The following is a 24225-nucleotide window of genomic DNA, read 5'->3' on the forward strand; positions in this document are numbered from 1 at the left end:
TCCGCGATCGCGAAAAACGACGTATCCTGCCTATCGGTCGGTACCGAGATTCGAAAGGAGACGTGCCGTCACGGTATCGTCAGCAGTAGCCGGTGTCTCGTCGAACGGCCGATCGCCACTGGTTGTGTCTCGCTGTTGTCCACTGTCGTCCGCCCTCGAACGCTTACTCGACCGCGCCCCCTCCTGGTCGGTACGACTCGTCGTCGTCACATCGATCGTCTGTGTCTGACTGGTTGCTGGTGCATCCTTCTCGAGTACGTAGTCCTCGAGGACCAGCACGTCGAGGCCCATCCCGTAGAAGTCTTTGACCGCCTCGGTGGGGGTATTGACGATCGGTTCGCCGTGGTCGTTGAACGAGGTGTTGAGCAGAACCGGGACGTCGGTGATGGCTTCGAACTCGGAGAGTAGACGGTGATAGCGCGGGTGCTGGTCTTTGCGGACCGTCTGGGGGCGAGTGGTCTCGTCCGCTGGGTGGACCACGGCGGTCAGGTCGTCCGCTTTCTCCGGGTCGACGTCGAAGCTGTTGATCATGAACGGCGCGGACTGGCCGTCGACGAGGTACTCCGCAGCAGCCTCCTCACGCATCGAGGGGGCGAACGGCCGCCACTCCTCACGGTGCTTGACGAAGCGGTTGACGCGGTCGCGCGAGGCCGCAGTGCGCGGATCTGCGAGGATACTTCGCGCACCGAGTGCGCGCGGACCGAGTTCCATTCGACCCTGGAACCAGCCGACGAGCGCGCCGTCTGCCAGCCGTTCGGCGACGTAGCGTTCCAGATCGTCTGGTTCCGCGTACTCGATCTTGTTCGTCTGGAGCTCTGACTCAATCTCCGCTGCGTCGTACTCGGGGCCGTAGTAGACATCCGAGAGCGGTTCGACGGCCGACGGTCGCTGGCCAACCCAGCCTGCGCCGAGTGCGAGCCCCGCGTCGTGGGCGACGGGCTGGACGAACAGGTCGTCGACGACGGCGGTCTCCCGGACCGCCTTGTTGAGTTTGCAGTTGAGCGCGACCCCGCCCGCAAGCGCGACGTTCCCCGAACCGATGCCGGGCGCGTAGGTGCGGACGATGTCCGTGACGATTTCCTGGAGTATCTTCTGTGCCGTGTAGGCCAGGTCCTTCTCCCACTGGGTGAACGACTCGGGATCCTCCTTCTGCGTCCGGCCGAACTCCTTCTCGAGGCGCTCGACACCGTAGCCGGTTCCCCAGCGCTTGGTCAGTTCGGTCACGTCGTACGCCGCACCGGTGTCGATCAGGTTCCGCAGGGTGCGTTCGATCTCGGGATTCTCCTCTCCGTAGGGTGCAAGGCCCATCACCTTCCCCTCGCCGTTGAACATCCGGTAGCCGAGGAACTCGGTGATGATCGCGAAGAACAGCCCGAGGCTGTTCGGGTGCTCGTAGGTTTTTACGCGCGTGAGCCCACCCTGGTGACCGCGCCAGATCACCGTCGAGTCGAACTCGCCTTTCGCGTCGATGGTCATAACCAGGGCATCGTCGAACCCCGACGGGTGGAACGCGCTCGCGGCGTGACAACGGTGGTGCGAAAGCGTCTCGATCGGCGGCACCGGCGTTCCGATCTCCGCCAACCGATTTTCGATCTTCCGCGTCGGCGCGACCTTGCTCTGGACTTCCGAAACCAGGGTCTCCTCGAGTGCGGAGAGTTTTCGCGTCACGCCGGGTGCACGGAGGGCGTCACTGATGTAGTGCGAGCGGATTCGAGACCGAAGTTGCGGATCGTAGGGTAGATAGATCTCGTCGAGATCGGCGAGTTCGAGGTCGCGGTAGTCGAGACAGGCGGTGATCGCGTTCGTCGGAAACGTCTCTGGGGCGTGTTTCTGGCGCGTGAGCCGTTCTTCCTCGATTCCAAACACCGGCGTTCCGTCCTCGAAGAGCACGGCACTCGGATCGTGCTGGCCGTAGAGACCGATCGCCGGTTTGAACGCGAGCGTGTAGTCTCCCATACCTCGGTCTTCGAACAGCGTACCCGATACTATGGGGCTGTTAAACGACCGTTCGGTACGCTGCATCCGACTCGAGACACGCCGCCAGCACGGTCAACTGGTGGCCTGCGACCCGGCAACGAGACGGCCGGACAGCGAGGTCACCTTCCTGTTGCAAAACGACGGGTGTACTCGAGTCGAGTTGGGAGTGGACGAGTCGTGGGTTTCACCACTGTCGGTGACTGTCTCCGGACCGAGACGGTCACCTTCGGACTGTTTGCTGCTGATCCGCACGGATATCTGATGGAAGGTGCTTGGAGAGTGGTGAGAGAGGATATGTACGGGGACGGGTGGGGACCGGTTCACGCGAGTTTACGCCAACGAACTGACCTTAGCACGTGTATAGTGAACCGCCGAAAGCGAGAACGGTTTTCGTAATGCAACGACTCCAGTATCGCCCGCGACGTCGTGATAGACCGCCTGGGCCGCAGCCAATGTGTCGGATGCGGCCATACCGCACTGTCGATCGGCTGAGTAACCACTTCGGGACGAGTTCCTCGGTGACCGTTGTGTCCCCAGTGACTCCAGCGAACACCCGTTCATCACACTGCTAGGACCATGTCAAACAGTTCCCGCCGACAGCCCGCGGAGACGCGCTCGATCCAGACAGGTGTACAGGTCATGCTGACGGTTGCCGGCGTCGTGTTGCTGGTCGCCGGTCTCGCACTCGCCGCAAGCGGTGCCTCGATCAACGGGGCGCTCGGACCGTTCGGTGACGACGCCGACGAGACAGAGCCCGAAGCGGATGATCCGGCTGCCAACGGTGGTGACGATGAGTCCGCAGCCGACGATGGGGATGGTGATGACGACGGCGATGCCGGTGATGACGATGACGATGCCACAGACGACGATGGCGACCCGGACGATGGAACGGATAGCGACGAGTCAGACGACGGCACTGGCGACGACGAAGACGGCGACGAGGACGGCGACGGAAACGGCAGCGAGGACGAGGACGACGACGCGGACGACGAGCACACCCTCACGGCCACCATCGAAGACGACGACGGCGACGAAATCGACGGCGCAACGGTCGAACTCACCAGCGGCTTCAGCTCCACGGAGCGAACCGCTGACGACGGAACCGTCGAGTTCACCGTCGACGACGGCGAGTACACGCTCACCGCCAGCGCGGACGGCTACGAGGACGCTGAAACCGACGTCGAAATCGACGGCGACGACGAGGACGAAACGCTGGTACTCGAGAGCGAGGACGACGAGGACGAAGACGAGGATGACGACGCAGACGAATACACCCTCACGACCCTCGTCGAAGACGACGACGGCGACGGCGACGAAATCGAGGACGCGACGATCGAGTTCTACAGCGGCTCGCAGCTCTTCGGTCCGGACGCTGAGGCGACGACCGACGACGACGGAGAAGCCGAACTCGATGTCGAAGAAGGTGAGTACACGGTAGTCGTCTCGGCGGACGACTACGAGGACGCCGAGTTCGATCTCGAGGTCGACGACGACGACGAGATTACGGTCGAACTCGAGGAGGAGTGATCGAGACGGACAACGAATGGAGTCGTAATTCGGGTATTTCGTCGGCAACAGGCGGTTTCAGTCGTGTTTCTCTGGTTTTGCATATCTTGCTTCACTGCTTTCTACCGCTTTCTTCTTCGCCTTCTCAGGTTCCACTTTCTCGGCTTCGTGCTCACGTACGGTTTCACGTGGACCAGCAACGAGAAGAATGCTGTTTCCGCTGATACCCATACGGAAAGCAGCGAGAGAGCCTACGGTGTCGGTCGTGGGAGGCAGTCACTGGGAAACCAAGATGACTCCGATAATTGCGAACGCGATCCCGGCCAATCTCGTTATCGTGACTTCGTCTCCGAGGACGACCACACCGATGAGAGCCGCGACGACGAAGTACATCGCACTGAGAGTCGAGACGACAGTTGTTGACCCCCCGGAAAGGCCGATGTACATCGAAATCAGGCCGATCCCGGTGAACAATCCAGCCGTGGCAGCGAGCAGTCCGCCTCTCGCAGTAATAGCGAGCGACGCGTCCGAAGCGAGGATGTATCCGAGTGCGAGGGGTGTCGCAACAAGATAGGAGATTGCGGCGGCCGTTCTCGGGTCGATAGACTCCGACGCAGCGTTACCCAAGACTACCCAGACCCCCCAGGTTACCATTGTAATCACACCAAAGAACACAGCCGAATCGATCTCAGGAACACTCATCAGGTGTGATTCTACCCTGCTACCGAAAAGCACCCACCCTTAGTTGTGGTTCGTCACCGGCCTCTGTTTGAGAATGGTGTGCAATAGTAACAACTGAAACTAGTTACACACTGATCGCGCAGTCCACTCACGGGTCACGCTGTTCCCCGTTCGCTGTTCCGCGGTTCTCACTCACTTCGTTCACTCGCGGGTCACGCTGTTCCCCGCTCGTTATCCGCGGTTCTCACTCACTTCGTTCGCTCCGAACCGCGCTCGCTCCGAACCGCGCTCGCTCCGAACCGCGCTCGCTCCGAACCGCGCGTTCATCGTGCGATCAGGCGTGCAGTGACTTGTAGTGGCTAACTATATCGACGAGACGCAGATACCCGACTGCAGCGGCTACGGGAACAGTTCAGATAGGTTCAGACAGATACAAACAGATACAGATAGCGGTAGCGGTGCACATTCGAACCAACACACGAAACGAGTCACCGCCCGGGTCACCCCGGACGCAACTCAAAACCAGACGACTGCACTGCAGTGGACCGCGCAGGTCGACCCCCGATGCAGTTACACGCACCCGGTGGTCGACAGGCTGTACTCGTCAACCCTACTCGACGGTCACACTCTTTGCCAGATTCCGCGGCTTGTCGATCGGCCGGTCAAGCAGTTCCGCCGCGTGGTAGGAGACGAGCTGGAGCTGCACGTTCGCCAGCAGCCCCGCCCAGACCGGATGCGTTGCCGGCACCGAGAGGTGCTCGTCCGCCACGTCGACGAGCGCGTGCTCTTCCGGCCCGACCGCGACGATCGGCGCGCCGCGGGACTGCGCTTCGATCGCGTTCGTCTTCGTCTTCTCGTCGCCGTCACCCGTCACCACTGCAAAGATCGGTGACGCCTCGGTCACCAGCGCCAGCGGCCCGTGCTTGAGCTGTCCCGACGCGAATCCCTCCGCGTGCTCGTAGGTGATCTCCTTGAACTTCAGCGCGCCCTCGAGTGCCACCGAGTGGCCGAGGCCGTTCCCGATGAAGAAGTACGAGTCACTGTCGAGGGTCTCTTCGGCGAGGGTCTCCGCGCGGGTGGACTCGAGTACCTGCTCGACGTACTCGGGGAGGTGCTGCAGTTCGGCGAGCATCGCGTCGCGGTCCGCGGCGGGGGTGGTCTCGGGAACGTCGGCGGCGATGCGCTGGGTGAGCAGCGAGAGGGTGACCGCCTGCGAGGAGTAGGTCTTGGTCGCGGCGACGCCGACCTCGGGACCGGCGCGGATGTAAACCGCGTCGTCGGCCTCGCGAGAGATGGTCGAGCCGACGACGTTGGTAACGGCGAGCGAGCGTGCGCCGCGGTCGGTCGCGGTGCGGACGGCGTCCAGCGTGTCTGCGGTTTCGCCGCTCTGGGTGACCGCGACGACGAGGGTGTTCTCGTCGACGGGGCCGGTCGTCGATTCGTACTCGCTCGCGCGAATGACTTCGGTACGGAGGCCGGCCTCGCGAAGCAGCTGTGCGCCGTACATCGCGGCGTGGTAGGAGGTCCCGCAGGCGACGAACTGGACTGTTTCAATGTCTGCAAATGTGCCCGCTGGCAGGTCTTCGAACGCTACGTCGCCGTCTTCGACCCGCCCCTCGATGGTGTTCGAGAGCGCGGTCGGCTGGTTGTGGATCTCCTTCAGCATGTAGTGGTCGTACTCGCCCTTGCCGGCATCCTCCGGATCCCAGTCGACGGTGTCGACTTCGCGGTCGACCGGCTGGCCCTCGAGGTCCGTGATCCAGTAGGCATTGGGCTCGAGCGTGACCAGGTCGCCGTCCTCGAGGTAGATGACCTCGTCCGTGTGGTCGAGAAACGCCGGCACGTCGCTCGCGAGGAACCACTCCTCGTCGTCGAGGCCGAGGACGAGCGGCGAACCCTTTCGGGCCGCGTAGACGCGCTCCTCGCCGTCGACGATCGCGGCGATAGCGTAGCTCCCTTCGAGCGTGTCGACCGCCTGGCGGACCGCAGCCTCGGTGTCGTCGACGTCGTCGAGGTACTCGGTGATGAGGTGGGGGATGACCTCGGTGTCGGTGTCGCTCTCGAACTCGTGGCCCTTCGCCTGGAGGTCGGCCTTGAGCTCGTCGTAGTTGTCGATGACGCCGTTGTGGACGACGGCGACGTCGCCGACGGTGTCCGTGTGGGGGTGTGCGTTCTCGTCGGTTGGCGGCCCGTGGGTCGACCAGCGCGTGTGGCCGATGCCCAGGTTCCCGTGGGGCTGGCCGTCGAGCTGGGACTTGAGCTCCGAAACCTCGCCCGAGCACTTGTGGACCTTGACGCCGGAGCCGTTCTGGACGGCGATGCCGGCGGAGTCGTAGCCGCGATACTCCAGGTTTTCCAGGCCGGTGAGCAGGGTATCTGCGGCTTCGCCCTGCCCAATTCGAGCGATGATACCGCACATTAGCCGTTCACCTCCGTTACCGCTGCCTGTGGCGACCAGACGTGCAACCACGTCGATCCCACGTGCCCTCCTGTAGTGAATTGGGTTCGACGACGATGGCGATGACGCTGGCGTTGGCGTTGCTGGTGCCCGTGTTCGCCGATCGTAGCTGTGTCTTCGGACGCGACACTGCGTTCGGACTCGCCGGTAACCGCGACTCCGCCCGCAACGTTGGTCGTCGCATCCGTCGTAATTCGGCTCGAGACAGCTGCCCGTGGATCGGTGCTGTTCAGTGTCATGGTTTTGAGCTGCGTGTACCCGTTCCGCCTACACGGCGGATCCGAGCATCTACCCGAAGCGAATCGTCCTGCAGGCATTACTATAGAGCGAATAAGACGGTCGTCCTGAGAGACAGACGACGAAGACGTTCCCCAGAACCAGAACGACACGGTCTGAAGCGGACGATAGTACGCTTCTCGCGGTTCTGTTAGGTGCCCGTCACTCCGCGACGCTTACGTGTCGTCGCCCACTGACGGGTTCTTCGTCGACGGAGTCGTTCGCACTGTTTCACACAGTACATTCCTGTTTATCAGGCTGGTAAGAGGCTTCTCAGGCAGTTTGTGGAAATCCGTCACCGACCGTTCGGTCAGCGGTCGCTGCCTCGTAGGTAGTGGACCGAACAGCTCACAACACGGGAGAGAACCAGTGTGTCGCCGTGAACGCGACGAACGGTTTGGCTGGTAGTCCTCTCTATGAAACGCGGAGACGACTGCATCTGGAATGCGGAGACGACTGCATCTCCGAGAACGGAGAAACGTCGGCGAAACCGTACTGCCGCGCCTCTGACACGCACGACACTGCACAGCGGCGTCGTTTCGTCGTTCGCCGTTTGCTGTTCGTCGGTGGTCGATCGTCGCTCACCACTCACTACTCATCACTAGCTGCACCGTCAGAACAAGGCATCCCTTGCAACTACGGCACTGGACTCGAGTTGTCGGTCGCCGTCGACGCGTCCTCACCAATCGGTCGGTCCGGGAGCGAGATCACGTTCTCTCGACCAACGGAGGTTTTCTCGATCGTGCCGTCGTCGTACATACTCGAGAGGATGCGGCTGACTTTCGACTTCGACCAGTCGGTTTCGTCGGCGATCTGGTGTTGTCGAATCTGGCCGCCGTGTTTCACGAGCAGCCGGACGACACGTCCTTCGTCGCTGAGTAGCTCTGGTGGTGTGTCAGCGGAGACGAGGTTCTCGTAGGAGCGTGCCTGGCCGGATTCGGACTCAGTACCGGTTGCTCCGGCGGCTCCGGCAGTGGGTCGTGTCTCTGTGGGTGCGTTCGCATTCGTCTTCGCGGATGCGCTCGCACGTGCAGCGTTTGCGCCAGCGGGATGCTGTGGGTCTGTTGAACCGGGAGTGGGCGCAGAGCCGGTTCCGGAGCCGGAGCCGGTGCCGGAATCAGCGCCACCGGTCCGAGTTCCGGTGCCAGTCTGTCGGACAAGCGCTCCGAAATCGTCGACGGAGAACGCTTGCACGACGCGGATACCGACCAGGAGGGCGATCATCAGGAACAGAATCGCGATGAGTGACACCTCCCAGGTCGACGCATCACGGATCGTCGACAGCCAGTACGACGATCCTCCTGCCGTTTCGCCCAACCCTGAGAAGGGTATCGTCGCTTCGACCGTGTACGCGTCGACTGCAGCGGCCGGAACCGAGCCGGTGACGGATTCGGGGCTCCTCACCGATGCGTGCGGTCCGGCGCTAATCTGGATACTGGGTAGTGGTGCCATGGTTTCGCGCTTCTGTCTCTGGATCGCTCGTTCTGTGTCTGTCGCGGCCTATCGGACCGAGACGTAGACGTGGTTGTATGCGTGCGTACCCGGTTGCCCGGCTGCGTCGGAGTTCCACTCCGAATCGCACGACGGTCACGACGACCGCATCGACACTGCACGGTGTGGCACCTTCATTATGGGTCGATACAAGCAGGTTTAGCGGACTGCTAAGCCGATCTGTCGCCGACATTCTGGCAGAGCGCCAAACCACCCTCGAGAGACGCTAGTAGCCCACATCTCGTTCCCGTCCGATCACTGCAACAGTTTATCAGCGCTATAGTAAACCGCTCATCCCTGCTTGTCCGGATCGAGACCAGTCCCGCTTCGGTGGGACCGCGGATGAATCCGTGTCTCGGGCACGAACGACACGGACCTGACCGAAATCGAACGGAACCGACTCGCAATCGATCCAACTCGAATCCGAAACCGAACCCAACCGCCGGCACACACCGGGTGCGCCGGAGACGAACTCAGAGAGGACACCCATGACACCGACAATCAGCGACACCGAGAACCGATCGGACGACCGACTGCACGGCCACCAGGTACTCGAGCACCGCAGCTCGGAGACGACCACGCTCGAACACGTCGACGAAGACCACCACACCCGGGAAGCGACCATCTGCGTCGTCGGACTCGGCTACGTCGGCCTCCCACTCGCGGTCGGCTTCGCCCAGTCGGACTACCAGGTTATCGGCTACGATGTCGACAAATCCACCGTCGAACAGCTCAAAGACGGTGAAGACACGACCGGCGACCTCACGGACGAGGCCGTCCAGAACGACGACATCTCCTACACCACGAACGCGGGCGCGATCAGCGACGCCGAGTACGTCGTCATCGCCGTTCCGACGCCGATCCGGGACGACGATCGTCCCGACCTGAGCTACGTCGAAAGCGCCGGCCAGACCGTCGGCTCGAAGATGAGCGCCGGCACGACAGTCGTACTCGAGTCCACCGTCTATCCGGGCTCGACCCGCGAGGTACTCATCCCGGCACTCGAGGAGACCTCCGGGATGACTGCCGGCGAGGACTTCTTCGTCGGCTACTCGCCCGAGCGTGCGACGCCGGGCGACGAGGAACACGGCCTCTCAGATGTCGTCAAGGTCGTCAGCGGCCAGACTGAGGCAGTTCTCGACGACGTGGCAGAGCTCTACGGCTCCGTCGTCGACGCGGGCGTTCACCGCGCGCCATCGATCGAGGTCGCCGAGGCGTCGAAGGTCGTCGAGAACACCCAGCGGGATCTGAACATCGCGTTCGTCAACGAGCTCTCGGTTGCACTCGAGCACATGGATGTCGATACGCAGGACGTGCTCGATGCCGCCGGCACGAAGTGGAACTTCCACGACTACCAGCCCGGCCTCGTCGGCGGGCACTGCATCCCGGTCGATCCGTACTTCCTCTCCTACCGCTCCGCACAGGAGGGCTTCGAGCCGGAACTGATGCAGATGGGGCGGAAGGTCAACGAGTCGATGCCGGGCCACGTCGCCGACCTGACGATCAAGGCGCTCAACAAGTGCCACAAGACGCTCCGGGACAGCCGCGTACTCGTCCTTGGACTCTCCTACAAGCCCGGCGTCGGCGACCTGCGCAGTTCGAAGGTTTCGAACGTCGTCGACACCCTGAACGAGTACGACATCCACCTCGAGGGCTTCGACCCGATCGCGAACCACGAGGCGGCCCGCGAGACGTTCGATCTCGAGGTCCAGGAACAACTCTCGTTCGAAGGCTTCGACGCAATCGTGCTCGCGACGCCCCACGAGGAGTTCACCGAGATGGACCTGGAGGCAGTTGCGAGCGAGCTCGACGACGATCCCGCGCTGGTCGATGTCGCCGGTGCGATCGACGAGAACGAGGCCGTGGACGCCGGCTTCACCTACCGGAGAGTATGACGGGACGGGGGGACGCGATTGTGGTGATGATACTGGTGACTGAAACGGGGATGGCGGACGCTCGATCGGCAGCAGAGAGCGGCCGTGCCGCTGATTCACGGGCACAGCCAGCGCCAGCACCGACGACGACGCCACCCAACTCGGTGCCAGCCACAGGAACACACCCAGACAGCACGGAGGACACATAATGCGCATCATCGTCACGATCCAGCACCCCGGCCACGTCCACTTCTTCCGGAACGCGATCGAGAAACTCGAGTGCCGCGGCCACGAGGTCCACGTCTTCGCCCGCGAGAGTAGCGTCGCGGTCGCCTTGCTCGAGGGCTACGACATCGACCACGAGGTGCTGGCCGGCGACGCGGACTCGCTTGCGTCGCTCGCGGCGGTACAGGCAACGTACGAGGCGAAACTCCTCCGCCGAGCGCGGTCGATCGACCCCGACGTAATCACCGCGATCGGCGGCGTCGCCGCAGCACACGTCGCGACGGCGCTTCGCGCGAAAAGCGTCGTCTTCTACGACACCGAACACGCGACGCTCATCACGAAACTGGGCTACCCGTTCGCCGACGTGATCTGCACGCCGGCGTGCTATCGCGAGGAAATCGGTGCGAAGCAGGTCACCTACCCCGGCTACCACGAACTGGCCTACCTCCATCCCGACCGATTCGAGCCAGATCCAAGCGTACTCGAGTTGGCCGGCGTCGAGCGCGACGAGACCATCGCCGTCGTCCGCCTCAGTAGCTGGGAGGCCTCCCACGACGTGGGCCACGGCGGCTTCGACGATCCGCGCGAGGTCGTCGACCAACTCGAGGACGCGGGCGCGACGGTCCTTCTGACGGCAGAGGGCGAGCCACCTGACGACCTGGCCGAGTACCAACTCGAGACGCCGCCCGAACTGATGCACGACCTGCTCGCCTTCGCGGACGTCGTCGTCGGCGAAGGAGCGACGACTGCGGCCGAAGCCGCCGTGCTCGGCACGCCCTCGGTCTACGTAAACTCGCTCTCGCTCGGCTACACGGCCGAACTCGACTCGGAGTACGGTCTCCTCTTCGAGTTCAACGACGAAGATCGGCACGTCCGGGCACTCGAGCAGGCAGTGTCGATCGTCGAGCGCGACGACGAGCCGTGGGCGGCGCGACGCGAGCGCTTGCTCGCAGAGCGCGTCGACGTGACGAACGTAATCGTACAGGCACTCGAGACGACTGCACGCGGCGAGCGACCGGAGCAGCCGTCGCTTGCGACGAACCCCGGCTAGTGTGAGTGTGACAATGAAGGTACTTCAGGTAGTGACCACGCCACGACCGTTTTTCGACCAGCAGGTGTCGGTACTCGAAGAGCGCGGCGTCGACTGTACGGTGGTCGGTGTGCCGGGCGAACACCACGGTGATTCGGGCCGGACGCCTGTCGACTACGCGCGCTTTTACCCGCGAATCCTCGCCGAACTCCGCTCGGACGAGTACGATCTGGTGCACGCGAACTACGGGCTCGTTGCCCCTTTCGTGCTCGCTCAGCCGACCCGACCGGTCGTCCTGACGCTGTGGGGAACGGACCTCATGGCCGACCAGGAGTGGCTCCGATCGCTCAGCCGGCACGGCGCACGTCGCGCGAGCGCAACCGTCGTTCCGAGTCCGGCGATGTCGCGCCAACTCGAGATCGACCACGAGCTGATCCCCTTCGGCGTCGACACGGAGCTGTTCCGTCCGATTCCGCAGACGGAGGCTCGCGAGCACCTCGGCTGGGACGCCGATCCCGACACCAACATCGCCCTCTTTCCATACGACCGCGAGCGCGCAGTCAAGGACTTCCCGCGGGCGAAGCGTCTCGTCGACCGTTCGGGCGTCGACGTCGAACTCCGGACCGTCAGCGGCGTCGACCACGCCGAGATTCCGTACTACATGAACGCGAGCGACGTGTTGCTCGTGACCTCGAAACGCGAGAGCGGCCCGATGGTCGTCAAGGAGGCTGCGGCCTGCAATCTCCCGGTCGTCTCCACCGATGTCGGCTTCGTCGCCGAGACCGTCGAGGGGCTTCCCAACTGCTTCGTCAGCGACGAGGACGACGAGCTGGCCGTCGGGCTCACGGTTGCACTCGAGAACGGCGGTTCCTCGCAGGGTCGTGAGCGAATCGACGGGCTGAGCCTCGATTCGATGGGCGACCGGCTGGTCGACCTCTACGAGCGCCTGCTCGATCCGGCGGCGCTGTCCGGTTCGGAGGCTGTACAGCGAGGTGTCTCCAGTGGTGTATAACAAAATTTCGCAACTACGACCGCTGCGACTCGACACGGTTGCGGCGATCGTCGGGCTCCTGTTGGCACTCGTACTCCTGCCGCTTCGGCTGCTGGCGTCACAGATTTACCTCAACACGGTGCCGTTCGTGCTCGGGACGGCGTGTGCGCTGTACCTCCTCGCGCTGTATCAGCGGGATACGTCCACAGCGCTGCCGCGTCTGCCCCGCCCCGTTGCGATGACGCTCCCGAGTGTCGTGTTTGCCGGACTCGGCGCACTGGTCGTCCTGACGGTCCTGCAGGGAGCGCGAACACCGGTGTACTTTGCGGTTGCGAGCGTGCTGGCGACGCTCGTCGTCGTTCAGATCTTCTTTACGAGCGAGGAGGCGTTCAACCGGCGGCTGCTATTGCTTCAGGTCGTCCTCTTCGCGCTCGTCTTCCGATTTACCGCGCTGTACGCGACGCCGGGCTACATCGGGATCGACGTCTGGACGCACATGGAGTTCATCGAGGCGATCTACGCCGAGGAGTCTCTGAGTGCGATCTCACACGACAAACACTACGCCTCGCCGTTCTACCACCTGCTCGTCGTCGCGTCGTCGCTCTTACTCGACGTACCGCTGCGGCTCGCGCTGTATCTCTCCGTCGGGATTCTGATGCCGCTGTCGGTGCTGCTCATCTACGCGACGACGAACCTGCTCGTCTCCGAGCGCTGGGCCGTACTGGCGACGGCGCTGTTCGCGCTCACCAGCCACGTTTCGATGTGGGGGCTGCACCTCATCCCGACGAGCCTCGGACTGGTGTTCTTCCTCGCGATCCTCTACGCGCTCATCCGCGTGATGCGCATCGAGTACACGATGCGTGACTTCTCGCTGTTGATCCTGCTGAGCGTCGCGGTCATCCTCACACACCAGGTGTCGACGTTCATCACGCTCGTCCTCCTGCTCGCCGCGTTCGTCGCGCAGGTCGTGTTCGTGGTTGGCCCCTTCGGGCTCACGCGCCTCGACACGAGCGTCTTCCGCGCGAAGAAGCCGGTCAACCTGATCGGGCTCGTCGTCTTCAACTTCGGGCTAACCATCTTCGTCTGGTCGCTGACGCCCTACCGCGAGCAGTCGTTCCTCGCAACGGTTCTCAGCTTCTTCACGCAGACTTTAGAGGAGAGTGCCGGCTTCCTCAACATCGCGAGCGGCAGCACCGGCGACGAGACAGCGGAGGCAAGCGCCGAGGCCGCGCCGACACTGCTCGAACAGGCGGTCCCCTACATCGACGCGCTCGGCTTCCTGTTCCTGCTCGGTGCGACGTTCGCCGGCTGTCTCTACGTCGTCCACCGCCGGCGCGCCGAGCAGTCGGTATTCACCCTCCTGCTCGCCGCTGCGATCATGCTGGTGTTCGTCCTCGTCCTGCCGATGTTCGGCATCCGGAACTTCATCCCAACGCGCTGGTTCGCGTTCCTCTACGCGCCGATGGCCATCCTCGGCGCAATCGGTCTTCGAACGCTCGTTCGCAGCCTGTCGCCGGGCGTCGTCGTCGCCGTCCTCGTACTGTTCGCGCTCATCTATCCGGGCGCGATGCTCTTCGCAGTCGAGAGCAACGCCGAGAACCCGGTGTTCTCTGACCAGCACGAACGGCTCGCTTACACCGACGCCGAGCTCGCAGCCGTCTCGAGTATCGGTGAACTCACCGGTGGTCCAGACGGCCAGGAGATCCGTCCCGATCAGCAGTTGCACACGGACCACCCCTATCAAACGGTGATCAGTCGAACCGGGGCCTATCCATCGACGACGACAGCGACGGTGCCCGATGACGGGACTGCAGACCACGAGTACGTCGTTCACCGGACGACGCAGTCGACCGATGCGACGTACTTCAACGACGAGAACGGCGAGGGCCGGATCGAGCAGGTTTCTCAGGACCGGCTCTGTCAGCCACACCACGCGACGGTGTACACGAACGGTGAGGTAACGATGTGTACGCCGTCGCCGACGACGTAGGGTTTCAGGCTGCTCTTCGGTGACGGTTGTTTGTCTCCCACTTCGACTGCTCTCTGACTTCCGTTGACTGCGCTCTCACCATCCTCGCTGCGCTGCTACGACTCAAAATCACTGTCCAGTAGTTGGCAATACGGTTTCTTTATTCAGCGTCGGGTGTGAAACTCGCGGCAAGTACAGGCGTTACAGATAGCGGTATTTTCGCTCGAAATGGCGTGGGATCATCTCTCGTTCGGTCGATTCAGCACCGCTCTTAACCCCGTCAGGGGCGAACCAGTAGTATGAGTATCGTTGCAGAGTTTTCCGTGAAATCCGATGACTTTGCGCTGTATCACTCCCTCACCGAGGCTCCGCATATGGTTGTCGAGATCGAGCAGGTCGTGGCGACGATGGAGGATAGGGTGATGCCATACTTCTGGGTGAGCGGCGGAGATCATGCAGAGTTCGAAGCAGCGTTCGAACAGGATGAATCGGTGACGGACACTACTCCCATCGACGAAGTAGATGGAGCCGTCTTGTACCGTGCCGAGTGGACGCAGAACGTCGAGACGATCGTCTACGCATACATCGAACTCGGGTCGTCAATCCTGCAAGCGATCGGCAGGGATACGAACTGGGAGCTCCGGATGCGGTTCGACGACCAGGAAACCCTTTCCCAATTCCAAACGTATTGCAAGGAGAACGACATCTCGTACGAACTCAATCGAATACAGAATCAGGAACAACCGATGGCGAGCGCCCAGTACGATCTCACGACAAAGCAACGAAAGACGCTGGTCTCTGCGCTCAAAGAAGGATACTACGAGGTTCCACAGGAGATCTCGATGAGCGAACTAGCCGACCAGATGGACGTTTCACAGCAGGCCCTCTCAAAGCGGTTTCACGCTGCACATAAGAACCTCATCACGAGCACTTTGACGTTTACCCACCCGGACGATGAATGAGTCGGGTACCCACGACTAAAGTGAAGGCTTCTGCCTCGAATCTGCGTGAGTGTCCGAGAATTTTCGCGGTCCTGCTCTCGGGGTAGTCTATACAACCTAGTTCCCCTTCCGCAAGGATGCTGTTTAACCGTACATGGCGTGGAACCAGCAAGCGCACAAGACCGGCGATAAGACGACGGACGACCGGCAGAACGAATCCGGGAGGTCGACTAACGAACGGCAGAAGGTAGCTGGTAAGTGTTGTGAGTGCGGCGCAGTCTACTCTGCGTGGATCCTTCCCGACGACACTGTCCAGCCGATTGGGAAGAAAGGCGGCTGTCGATGTGGCGCATCAGAGTTTGAGACCATCTCGAAATAACGCTCTTTCAGGCCTCATCTCTGCAGTAGGTCGCTCAGTTCGCACGTATAGTTGCCGAATCGCCTGTGTCACTTTCAGGTGTGAGGTTGAATAAAGAAACCGTACTATTATCTACTACTGTCCGTATGGCATTCGAGTACACACTGTCCGCTACGGCACCACGTCACCACCGTCAGTACTACACTCTTCCATTCGGGCCAGGTAGGGGGACACTCGACACGAGTACAGTGGCGCTCGATAGCCAGCGTGATGTCTCGGGGGAGAAGTGCGTAGCCGCGAGCGGTTGCGTTACCGATCAGTGTCGTTTTCCGCATCGGCCGTCGCGTCACGGCTGGCATCGTCTCCGTTCGCCCCCTCGGTAGGAGTCGACCCAGCAGCCGATGCAGACGCGCTCTGATCGCCCGTGGAGGTGAGATACTGCTCGTGATTCGGCTGCATGACACTCGGCGTCAGCCGGTGGCTGATGGTCATCGGCTCGTTCGATTCCCCAGTCGTCTGTCGGTGGAACTGACTGAGCGCGAGCATCGTGCCGAGGTACGCCGCAAAGACCAGCACTGCGAACTGGAGGGCGAACCCGACGAGGTCGTAAATCATACATTCACAGAACTGACAGGCCGTGAAAATACTGTCTGTCTCTCTACAGCAGTACCGAACGCAACCGTCCCGCTCACTCGACGACAACCGGCAACTCGATCACTCGATACGCCGACTCCGCATCCGGCTCTGCCGGCGCATCACCCTGGTAGAGCAACAGCGTCACCTGCAGATCGTCACCCTGCATCGACGGGGTGAACTCGAGTGTCGGTTCTGCCGTGTCGCCGTCGGCGATCGTGGTCGATGTGCTCGCGAGTTGTTCTGCCTCGCCAGTGGGTTCGCCCGACTCGTCGACACGTTCGAGCATCGCGACGGTCGTGTACGACTGCTCGCTGTGTTCCTGGTTCGTAATCGAGACGGAGAGCGATGTCGCTTCGCCGGCAGTGTACTCTGCATCGTACATCGTTTCGATGTCGCCGTCGACCTCGGTCGTCTCGACTGCGAACTCGGTGTAGCCCTCGTGCTGTGGCGGATTGGCGACGGCAAACCCCGCGCTCAGAAGGAGGACGCCGAGCGCGAGGACGATGGCGATGTTGTACGGTCGCGGATTCGTCTCGGAGTAGGTGTTCGGCCGGAACCGTGGGAAAAATACTGAGAGTTCTGTCCGAGTCGGAGCGAATCGCTGTTCGGGTGGGCATCGATACCGAGTACCAATTGCGAGCAGCGAGAGACTAATTGTTGTCAGAGCGACACCGAGGAGCACCGGATCGAGCGTCACACCCCTGGGGGTTGCGCTCGCGAAAAGGGTGATCGCCGGAACGATGGCTACGCTAAACACAACTGACAGGATACCGCGCTCGATCGGCTCGAGTCCCCGGGTCAACAGCAGGGGATTTCCGAGGCCGGTTTTCTCCTCGTCGAAGTCCTGGTACGTCTCGTCTGCTTTGTCGGGAAACAGAGCGGAGACCAGTGCATACCCCGGCAGAAACAAGACGAGTGGGAGGGCGAGTGCGATGCGGAGAGGGCCCGAAATCGCGGTGAAGAGGCCGATCGAAAGTGCCCCCGTCGTTGCGATGACGACCGCCAGATCGAGAAACCACCAATCGGTGTCGCTCATACCGACAACGTGGCTCTCAGAGGGGTTTATTATCACCCTGGTAAGCCCGAATCAGCGGGAAATTCACCCCACTCGATGCCCCCGATATACCACAATCTCGACACTGTTATCGGGGAGGGGGAGATCGCTCACACGTGATACTCCTATCCAGCAGAACTATCGAAAATTCGGGTTTAATTTCTGGAATTATCTCTCCAATATGGCGTGTAATAAAATCCATAGGGATATATTGAATGTCTCGATATCGTGCTTCTGGAGTAGTAATGAGCGAATATAAAATGTCATGAAACAGCAATCCGGCTGATGAAACGTCGTGAAACCGAATCAATTGAACTGGTCGGTTTCTACACTTTATTACCCACTCCTGATTAGGGAAGACTGGCTCGATGAAAGCGAAACATATCAGCTCGGACGCACAGGAATTGGAGGTACAGTCCGCAGACGAGGCTGAGGAACGTGAGAGCGGTGAGGAACCAGCGGATGACGACGAGACGTTCACCGAAGACGAAATATTCCACCTGCTGCAAAACGAACGCAGACGGCTTGTACTCCGCTATCTCCGCGGAACTAACGAACCCGTCCGCATGCGTGATGTCGCAGAGCAGGTCGCAGCCTGGGAACACGACACCACCGTCGCCGAACTGACCTCGACACAGCGCCAGCGCGTCTACATCCCGCTGTACCAGTCACACCTCTCGAAGCTCGACGAAGCCGGCGTCATCGACTACCAGCAAAACCGCGGCATCGTCGAGCGCAAGCCACTCGCAGATGAAGTCGACCAGTACCTGCAGGTCACCGAGCAGAACGGGCACATGAACACGCACACGAACGGAAACGCAGAGACCACCACGGACGAGAACGACTCCGCGATCTCGATCGGTGACGACTACTACATCGGTGCTACCGCAGTCTGTTACGTCGCGCTGCTGGGTGCCGTCTTCGAACTCCCAGTGCTCTCGATTCTCTCGGGAATCGGACTGAGCGCCCTAATTCTGTTCCTGTTCACGCTGGTCACCGCCAGCCGATTCATCAATTGACCCGACTCACTACTCCCCGAAAACGGGCTTATATAACGCCGTAGGCCGGAAGAAACCAGACCGCAAACGTCGTCGCCGCAACTGTCACTGTTACTGCCGTCACCATCGACGCCGTCACCAGCACGGCCAGTACAAAGAGGAGTCCGATCGAAACCATCCCGGCAACCGCAGGAGAGCGAAGCAGCCAACTCACTACCTCGGATCCGCCACGGTCGACAGTACCACACGTCGGTTCGAACTCGAGTGCCCCCTCCTCGTCGAGGCGGGGAAGTCGGTGCTGATGGAGTTGTTCGTGGATCGTAGCCCAGGTTTCGACGGGGACTGTGGTGTCGTCGGTTACGGGAGGTGGTGTCGACGACGCTGTATCCGATGCTGTCCCCACTGACTCCGGGGGGTCTGCCCTCGAAATCAACGCGTCGACCAGTTCATCGACAGTCACGGGTGTCGACAGATCATCGAGCACCGCACACAGCGTCGCGTCCGAATCGGGCAGAAATGCGTCGGCAGATCGATCGTCACGGATGGCATTTGTTCCACTCTCAGGCCTTCCTGGCGACTGTGTTCCGTCCGCCGAATGGTAGATCGGGACGTCGAGTGAGGCGTCGCCATCTACTGATTGCTCTTCTGAGGTAGCGGCCGACGAAGAGCGAATCCAAGACGGCGTCAGACGCATATTCCAGCCTAACTCGTCGTGGTATATAAGTATTCTCACGATTCAAATACGATAAACGGTCTATCTGGTCGTTAGCGGCGGGTTCCGGAAATATTGGCCGCAGTATGGCTCGGCGAACAGTCGCGAACGCCGTGCTATACTAGGACATAATCCGTGGCGGTTGCTGCAACCATGGCAGTCCCGTCTCACTGCCCGCGCTCCAGGAGTCGAGCCACGTCCGCAGATCGTTCACTCGAAGTTTGTGTCGCGGTGGCAGCGAATGTAGATGCGGCGTCGACTCGAGAAGTCGCTGATCCAGTTCGTAGCGGTCGAACAGTTCTCGACGGTCCGGCCACGGTGGCTCGAACGACGTGAGCAGCGGCGTCTTGCGCCGGACGAACCCTTCGACTTCGTTCAGGAGCATTGCCCCGTGTGGCCGATCCGGCGGCCGGTGACGAAGGATTTCGTCGTCGAGTCGTTCACACGCCCGCAGGAACGTCTCCGTCGTGCGATGTTCCGGCGGCGTCCGCAGGTGCCACTCGAGGAGTTCGATATCCGTCGCGAGAAACGGGGTGAAAAACTGGTCGGCGAGGTGGTTGTGGAACGGGACGGAGGGCTGGTTGGCGATGCCACAGCAGGTGAGTGCGTTCTGGATCGAGTTCGCTCGTGAGCGGTTGGTGGCGAACTCGGCGGCGATAGCTTCCCTGACGAACGCTTCGGGGTCGTGGTCGAGGTCGATCCGCTCGGCGAGGTCGACGCTTGCGTCGCGTCTGTAGCCGTACTTTCCGAGGAGCGACTCGACGGGGTCGGGGTCCGGGTCGAGGCGGTTGAATGGGACGCGCGCGCCGAGGACATCGACGCCGTCCTGGGCGGTAAAGTGCCCGCGGAAGAAGGTGTCACAGAGGAGGCCGTGATACATCGTTTCGATCTCGCCTGCGAGTTCGTCGGTGTAGCCGGCGTGGTGGATGTGCAAGGACTCCTTGATCCCGTTTGTGTACTGCACTTTGGACTCGTCGGCGTACAGATACCGATCGTCCGGTGTGAACGCGGTGTGAGTCGCGTCGTACTGGGTTGCGACCTGTTTCGCGCCCTGGACTTCCTGTGCGGTGGGGGAGCCAACGGTGTAACAGTGATCGATTCCCTCGACCTGCGAGAGAACGATTCGCGAGTCGTAGCCCGCAGAGAGTAAGAGCCCCTTCGGGCCCGGATTCGACGACCGGCGGCGTATCGCCCGGTCGAGTCGCGAAGCGAGTTCGTCGATGTAGTTGAACTCGTCGAGATCCGCCGGTCGATAAATGAACCGCGACAGCGCGTCGACACCGTCGAGCGTGAGCCGACTATCGAGTGGGAGTCGCGACACTTCGTCGACCCAGGTCTTCTCGCCGAGCGACAGCCCCGTATGGAGGAACTCGAGTATCCCGTCGGTGTCAACGGTTGGATCTGAAACAGTCCGACCGACGGCGGCCGCGTCGGTTCCAAATACCCAGCCGTCACAGTCTCCACGAGCGTCGTGTGCTGCAGTATAGAAACACTCGCGCGACCGAACGGGATCCGCTGCGACGAACGGTTCCTCGCCGCGGACGTCGAGAACGGCGAGATACGAGCCGTTCAGCGAGTGGAGTGCATCGAGCCCCTCGGCGTCGTAGCGTTCGAGGAGCCAGCGTGCGGCGTTTTGCTCGTCGCCGGGCACGTACGCTTCGCCCCAGATCACGCAGCAGCCGGTGTCGTCGGTGTGCGTCGCGCTCCAGCCGTCGTACTCGAGACCGGGGTCTCTGATACCGACCGTGAGCGACGAGCCGCGGAGGAACTCGTCGAACTCGTCGGGTGATCGAAACCGCTCGAACGTCTCACTATCGCCGGATACACCGAACAGTTCCTTGTTCATCGTTGGTAATCGTCGCGAAGACGCGGGCTGGCACTGACTCGAGGAACAGGCGTGCGACTCGGCTCTTGGCTACTCGAGTGCCTCCCGCAGGTGTTGTCTCACGTCTGCGGCCGTGTGGCCATTAACTATGCCGTTGTTAAGTCTCGAGACGGCGGTATTCGACGGATTCAGGGAGACGACGAGACCCACTCGTGAGCGGCTATCGGATCCATAATAATGGGCTCACTGGCGGTACGGTCGAGGTACCATGGCAGACAACCGAATGACACGACGACGGCTGCTCGCCGGCTCGAGCGTTGCTGCGGCCGCTGGACTCGCGGGTTGTACCGACCGTCTGGACGACCTGCGCGGCGATGACGGCAATGGTGAGACGCCGGGGAACGAGTCGACGGGGACTGACGAGACGGACGTGTCCGCGCTGGCGGATGGTGTTCCAGAACTCGAAACCGCGTACAACAGCCGCGAAGAGTACGGTCAGCCGGGAGAGTCGCTGTACGACTTCGAAGACAGCGACGCCTGGGAGGTCACGCAGGGCGAGGGCGAGGTCGACGAGGACGTCGTCTTCGACGGCTCGCAGAGTCTGCGTCTGACCGGTGAGGAGGACGAAACGATCGTCGCGGAGATCGACGTTCCGGACGAGGACCTCACCGACAAGGACTTCTCGTTCGCGATTCGGACGACGACGCCGCAGAACATCACGGTCAACCTGCGCGTCGTCGACAACTTCGGCAGCGATCGATACTACTCGCTGCGAGAAATTACCTATCGTGAGCCTGACGTTGGCTGGTTCCGCTCGAGTCCGGGCGTCTTCGAGGAGAGCGAGATCGAACCGGCGATGGACGAGATCGACCGACTCGAGTTCCAGGTGTTGCACTCGATGGACGAAGCGGAGGTCTGGATCGACGACATCCGAACCCACGACCGGCCCGAGCAGGGGTACGTCATGCTGGTCTGGGACGACGGCTTCCGCGATTATTACGAGACGGCCTCGCCGATGCACGACGAGTTCGGGTTTACGACGATTCAGGCCCCTGTTCCGCAGTGGACCGAGGAAGCCCGTGACGGGATCATGACGGTCTCGGAACTCCAGGAGCGTCAGGAGGAAGGCGATCAGATCGTCGTCCACGGAACGCACGACCCGATCCACGAGTATGACGACGAAGATGAGATCGAAACGCGCGTCCGCGGCGACAAACACTGGTTCATCCAGAACGGCTTCGAGGGCGCGAACTACATCGTCTACCCGCACAACAGCTACGATAAGACCAGCCTCGAGTACTTCACGGACTACCACTACTGCGGTGGCTTCAACCAGTCCGGCAACGTCAACCTGACCAACGTTTACGGGTTCGACCCGCTGGCGCTGCCCCGCACCATCGGCCACGACCTCGACATCTCGAAGCGCTGTGTCGACCTCGCCGAAGCACACAACCAGTGTACCATCCTGAACTTCCACGCGTTCGACCAGGATAACACGATGGACGAGGACGACTACGAGGAGCTACTCGAGCACATCGATCAAGCTGACGTCGAGGTTATCGACTTCGACGACCTGTGGGAGCTTCGAACGGATCCGTTCTAGCGTACTGATTTCGGTCTCGTTTCTTGCGGTGACCGTTGCTTCATTGGGTAGTCTCGTGGTTGTGAGAGAGCAACGATACGCTCGTGAACTTCCTGAGAACAGTGATGAACAACCCAGAGGTTGGCGAGCTACGGAGAGGTTGTGCAGCTGACACCGCCTCGTAGCTCAGGCTGCTGTCAGCGTCACTTCCGTCGTTTCGCTCGCACCGGTATCGTCAGTCACCCGCAGCAACACGCGGTGGTCGCCGCTCGCGCTGACGGTTACGTCGACCGTCTTCCCGGACTCGTTGAACGTGCCGTCGTTCTTGATGCCCCACTCGTAGCTGACGAGTTCGCCGTCCGGTGCCTCCGAACAGGTCGCATCGAGAGTGATCGTCTGCTCCGGCTCGAGTGTCGCCTCGACCGCGTTGCTCGGGTCGGAGCGAATCTCGGCGACCGGTTCGGTGTGGTCGTCCGGAATTTCGTCGTCTGTCTCGCCATCCTCATCCTCACCATCACCATCTCCGTCATCGTCTTCGTCTTCGTCTTCGTCTGCAGGCGGTTCCGCCGGTTCGTCGGGCTCTTCTTCGATCGGTTCTTCCGGCTCGTGGCCGTTGTTCGGCTCTTCCTCGGGGAACAGTTCGTCCTCGACCAGTCGCTCGACGACCGCCGAGTGCCAGGTGACCCGCTTCTCGAGTTCGTTCTCGGTCGAGAGCGTCTCGACGAGGAAGGCTTCGGAACCGAGTTCCCGCGCAGCTTTGTGGACGAGCAGCCCTGTTGGCTCCGAGTCAGGGCCGGAGAAGTAGCCGGTCTGGAAGGCGCGTTCGGAGACGTCGATGTAGTTGTCGTTGGCGTACTCGACTGCGCTGTCCGCGGCCGTTCGGTCTTCGTCGCGATTGGCGTGGAAGATCGCCTGCCCGACGCCGTCGACGGGATTGCCGGCGTAGATCCCGCGTGACTCGTGGAGGTCGACGACGACGGCCGGATCGAGGTCGACCACGAGGTCCCAGATCGCCTGTGCAAGGTCGGTCTGGGGCTCACTGCCCTCGGGGAACTGCCGGTTGAGGTCGATGCCGTCGTCGTCGACCCGTGTTCCGCGGTCGATAGCGACGACGTCCGCTCGCGGCAGCGTGACGAGCGTCCCGGCGTCAATCGTCCACTCGGCGATCTCCTCGGCGGCGACGTAGCCGGCCGTCTCGTTCCCGTGAACGCCGCCGATGACGAACACTGTCGGTCCGTCGGCTTCAGCGTCGGTCACGTAGACTGTCGTTTCCTTCTCTGTCCCGTCCATGATCTGGAACGACTCGCGTGTCACGCTCGCGTCGTCTGCCGCCCCTTGGGCGGATTGTGAACCGCGATTCAGCTGTGCACCGGTCGCGACACCTGCACTCGCCAGCGAGAGGCCGGCAAGAGACAGTACTGATCGTCGTGAGAGTGAATCCCGCTGCATTCCAGTTTCCACTCTCTGCCCGGATTTGTTTACTATAGCGCGCGTAAGACCGTTACAGCGGCGGTTTTGTACTCGAAAACGGTTCGGCGAAATCACCGGCCGGAAGCGGTCCGTGCCGTTGCAAGACGGCAACGGTTGTGGCTCTAACCGTTCTACCCATTCTCGGTGATACGAATGGCCCGTACAAACGGG

General features: G+C 61.7%; 19 protein-coding genes. 9 read left to right on the forward strand and 10 right to left on the reverse strand.

Annotated elements, in window-relative coordinates:
- Positions 1-30: 30 nt before the first annotated feature.
- Positions 31-1956, reverse strand: a complete 1926-nt coding sequence (locus BBD46_RS11645; protein ID WP_071401878.1) for a carbamoyltransferase — start codon at positions 1954-1956, stop codon at positions 31-33.
- A 597-nt stretch (positions 1957-2553) separates the two neighbouring features.
- Between BBD46_RS11645 and BBD46_RS11650 the strand changes: the two genes are divergently transcribed.
- Positions 2554-3504, forward strand: a complete 951-nt coding sequence (locus BBD46_RS11650; protein ID WP_071401879.1) for a carboxypeptidase regulatory-like domain-containing protein — start codon at positions 2554-2556, stop codon at positions 3502-3504.
- A 57-nt stretch (positions 3505-3561) separates the two neighbouring features.
- Here the strand turns inward: BBD46_RS11650 and BBD46_RS22660 are convergent, their stop codons facing one another.
- The 4 genes from BBD46_RS22660 to BBD46_RS11670 form a co-directional block, all read right to left on the reverse strand.
- Positions 3562-3714, reverse strand: a complete 153-nt coding sequence (locus tag BBD46_RS22660) for a hypothetical protein (RefSeq protein ID WP_171908199.1) — start codon at positions 3712-3714, stop codon at positions 3562-3564.
- Positions 3715-3759: 45 nt separating this feature from the next.
- A complete protein-coding gene (locus tag BBD46_RS11655) occupies positions 3760-4185 on the reverse strand; it encodes an EamA family transporter (protein WP_071401880.1) in 426 nt (141 codons plus the stop codon).
- A gap of 589 nt (positions 4186-4774) precedes the next feature.
- A complete protein-coding gene (gene glmS / locus BBD46_RS11660) occupies positions 4775-6583 on the reverse strand; it encodes a glutamine--fructose-6-phosphate transaminase (isomerizing) (RefSeq protein WP_071401881.1) in 1809 nt (602 codons plus the stop codon).
- A gap of 951 nt (positions 6584-7534) precedes the next feature.
- Positions 7535-8350, reverse strand: coding sequence for a helix-turn-helix transcriptional regulator (locus BBD46_RS11670; protein ID WP_071401883.1), 816 nt, complete (start codon positions 8348-8350; stop codon positions 7535-7537).
- A 527-nt stretch (positions 8351-8877) separates the two neighbouring features.
- On the opposite strand from BBD46_RS11670, the gene BBD46_RS11675 reads away from it, so the two are divergent.
- The 6 genes from BBD46_RS11675 to BBD46_RS11695 all read left to right on the forward strand — a co-directional run bounded on the left by BBD46_RS11675 (position 8878) and on the right by BBD46_RS11695 (position 15440).
- Positions 8878-10284, forward strand: coding sequence for a nucleotide sugar dehydrogenase (locus BBD46_RS11675; RefSeq protein ID WP_071401884.1), 1407 nt, complete (start codon positions 8878-8880; stop codon positions 10282-10284).
- Positions 10281-10472: a hypothetical protein gene (locus BBD46_RS22210; RefSeq protein ID WP_139173580.1), complete on the forward strand. Its 192-nt coding sequence runs from the start codon at positions 10281-10283 to the stop codon at positions 10470-10472. Before BBD46_RS11675 ends, BBD46_RS22210 begins: the two co-directional genes overlap by 4 nt.
- Positions 10472-11539 carry a DUF354 domain-containing protein gene (locus BBD46_RS11680; protein ID WP_071401885.1) on the forward strand — a complete coding sequence of 356 codons (1068 nt, stop codon included), beginning with the start codon at positions 10472-10474 and terminating at the stop codon, positions 11537-11539. The genes BBD46_RS22210 and BBD46_RS11680 overlap by 1 nt, the downstream gene beginning before the upstream one ends.
- Before the next feature lie 13 nt (positions 11540-11552).
- A complete protein-coding gene (locus BBD46_RS11685) occupies positions 11553-12530 on the forward strand; it encodes a glycosyltransferase (RefSeq protein WP_071401886.1) in 978 nt (325 codons plus the stop codon).
- Complete coding sequence (locus BBD46_RS11690) at positions 12520-14499, forward strand: hypothetical protein (protein ID WP_071401887.1); 1980 nt, start codon at positions 12520-12522, stop codon at positions 14497-14499. Before BBD46_RS11685 ends, BBD46_RS11690 begins: the two co-directional genes overlap by 11 nt.
- Positions 14500-14777: 278 nt before the next feature.
- Complete coding sequence (locus tag BBD46_RS11695; protein WP_071401888.1) at positions 14778-15440, forward strand: bacterio-opsin activator domain-containing protein; 663 nt, start codon at positions 14778-14780, stop codon at positions 15438-15440.
- 646 nt (positions 15441-16086) lie between these two features.
- On the opposite strand, the gene BBD46_RS11705 is transcribed toward BBD46_RS11695, so the two are convergent.
- Both BBD46_RS11705 and BBD46_RS11710 read right to left on the reverse strand, forming a co-directional pair.
- Positions 16087-16392 (reverse strand): hypothetical protein, encoded by a 306-nt coding sequence (locus BBD46_RS11705; RefSeq protein WP_071401890.1) that lies wholly within the window; start codon positions 16390-16392, stop codon positions 16087-16089.
- 73 nt (positions 16393-16465) lie between these two features.
- The gene (locus BBD46_RS11710) at positions 16466-17449 is read right to left on the reverse strand and encodes a DUF1616 domain-containing protein (RefSeq protein WP_071401891.1); all 984 of its coding nucleotides are present in this window, start codon (positions 17447-17449) and stop codon (positions 16466-16468) included.
- A 386-nt stretch (positions 17450-17835) separates the two neighbouring features.
- On the opposite strand from BBD46_RS11710, the gene BBD46_RS11715 reads away from it, so the two are divergent.
- Positions 17836-18486, forward strand: coding sequence for a DUF7344 domain-containing protein (locus BBD46_RS11715; RefSeq protein WP_071401892.1), 651 nt, complete (start codon positions 17836-17838; stop codon positions 18484-18486).
- 28 nt (positions 18487-18514) lie between these two features.
- Here BBD46_RS11715 and BBD46_RS11720 read toward each other — a convergent pair whose 3' ends face one another.
- Both BBD46_RS11720 and BBD46_RS11725 read right to left on the reverse strand, forming a co-directional pair.
- Complete coding sequence (locus BBD46_RS11720; protein WP_071401893.1) at positions 18515-19159, reverse strand: hypothetical protein; 645 nt, start codon at positions 19157-19159, stop codon at positions 18515-18517.
- Positions 19160-19298: 139 nt separating this feature from the next.
- The gene (locus BBD46_RS11725) at positions 19299-21023 is read right to left on the reverse strand and encodes an asparagine synthase-related protein (RefSeq protein WP_071401894.1); all 1725 of its coding nucleotides are present in this window, start codon (positions 21021-21023) and stop codon (positions 19299-19301) included.
- A gap of 247 nt (positions 21024-21270) precedes the next feature.
- Between BBD46_RS11725 and BBD46_RS11730 the strand changes: the two genes are divergently transcribed.
- The gene (locus BBD46_RS11730) at positions 21271-22605 is read left to right on the forward strand and encodes a polysaccharide deacetylase family protein (RefSeq protein ID WP_071401895.1); all 1335 of its coding nucleotides are present in this window, start codon (positions 21271-21273) and stop codon (positions 22603-22605) included.
- A gap of 165 nt (positions 22606-22770) precedes the next feature.
- Here the strand turns inward: BBD46_RS11730 and BBD46_RS11735 are convergent, their stop codons facing one another.
- Positions 22771-24033 (reverse strand): PKD domain-containing protein, encoded by a 1263-nt coding sequence (locus BBD46_RS11735; RefSeq protein ID WP_071401896.1) that lies wholly within the window; start codon positions 24031-24033, stop codon positions 22771-22773.
- Between the last annotated feature and the right edge of the window lie 192 nt (positions 24034-24225).

The sequence above is a fragment of the Natrialba sp. SSL1 genome (assembly GCF_001861355.1).
GTDB lineage: Archaea > Halobacteriota > Halobacteria > Halobacteriales > Natrialbaceae > Natrialba.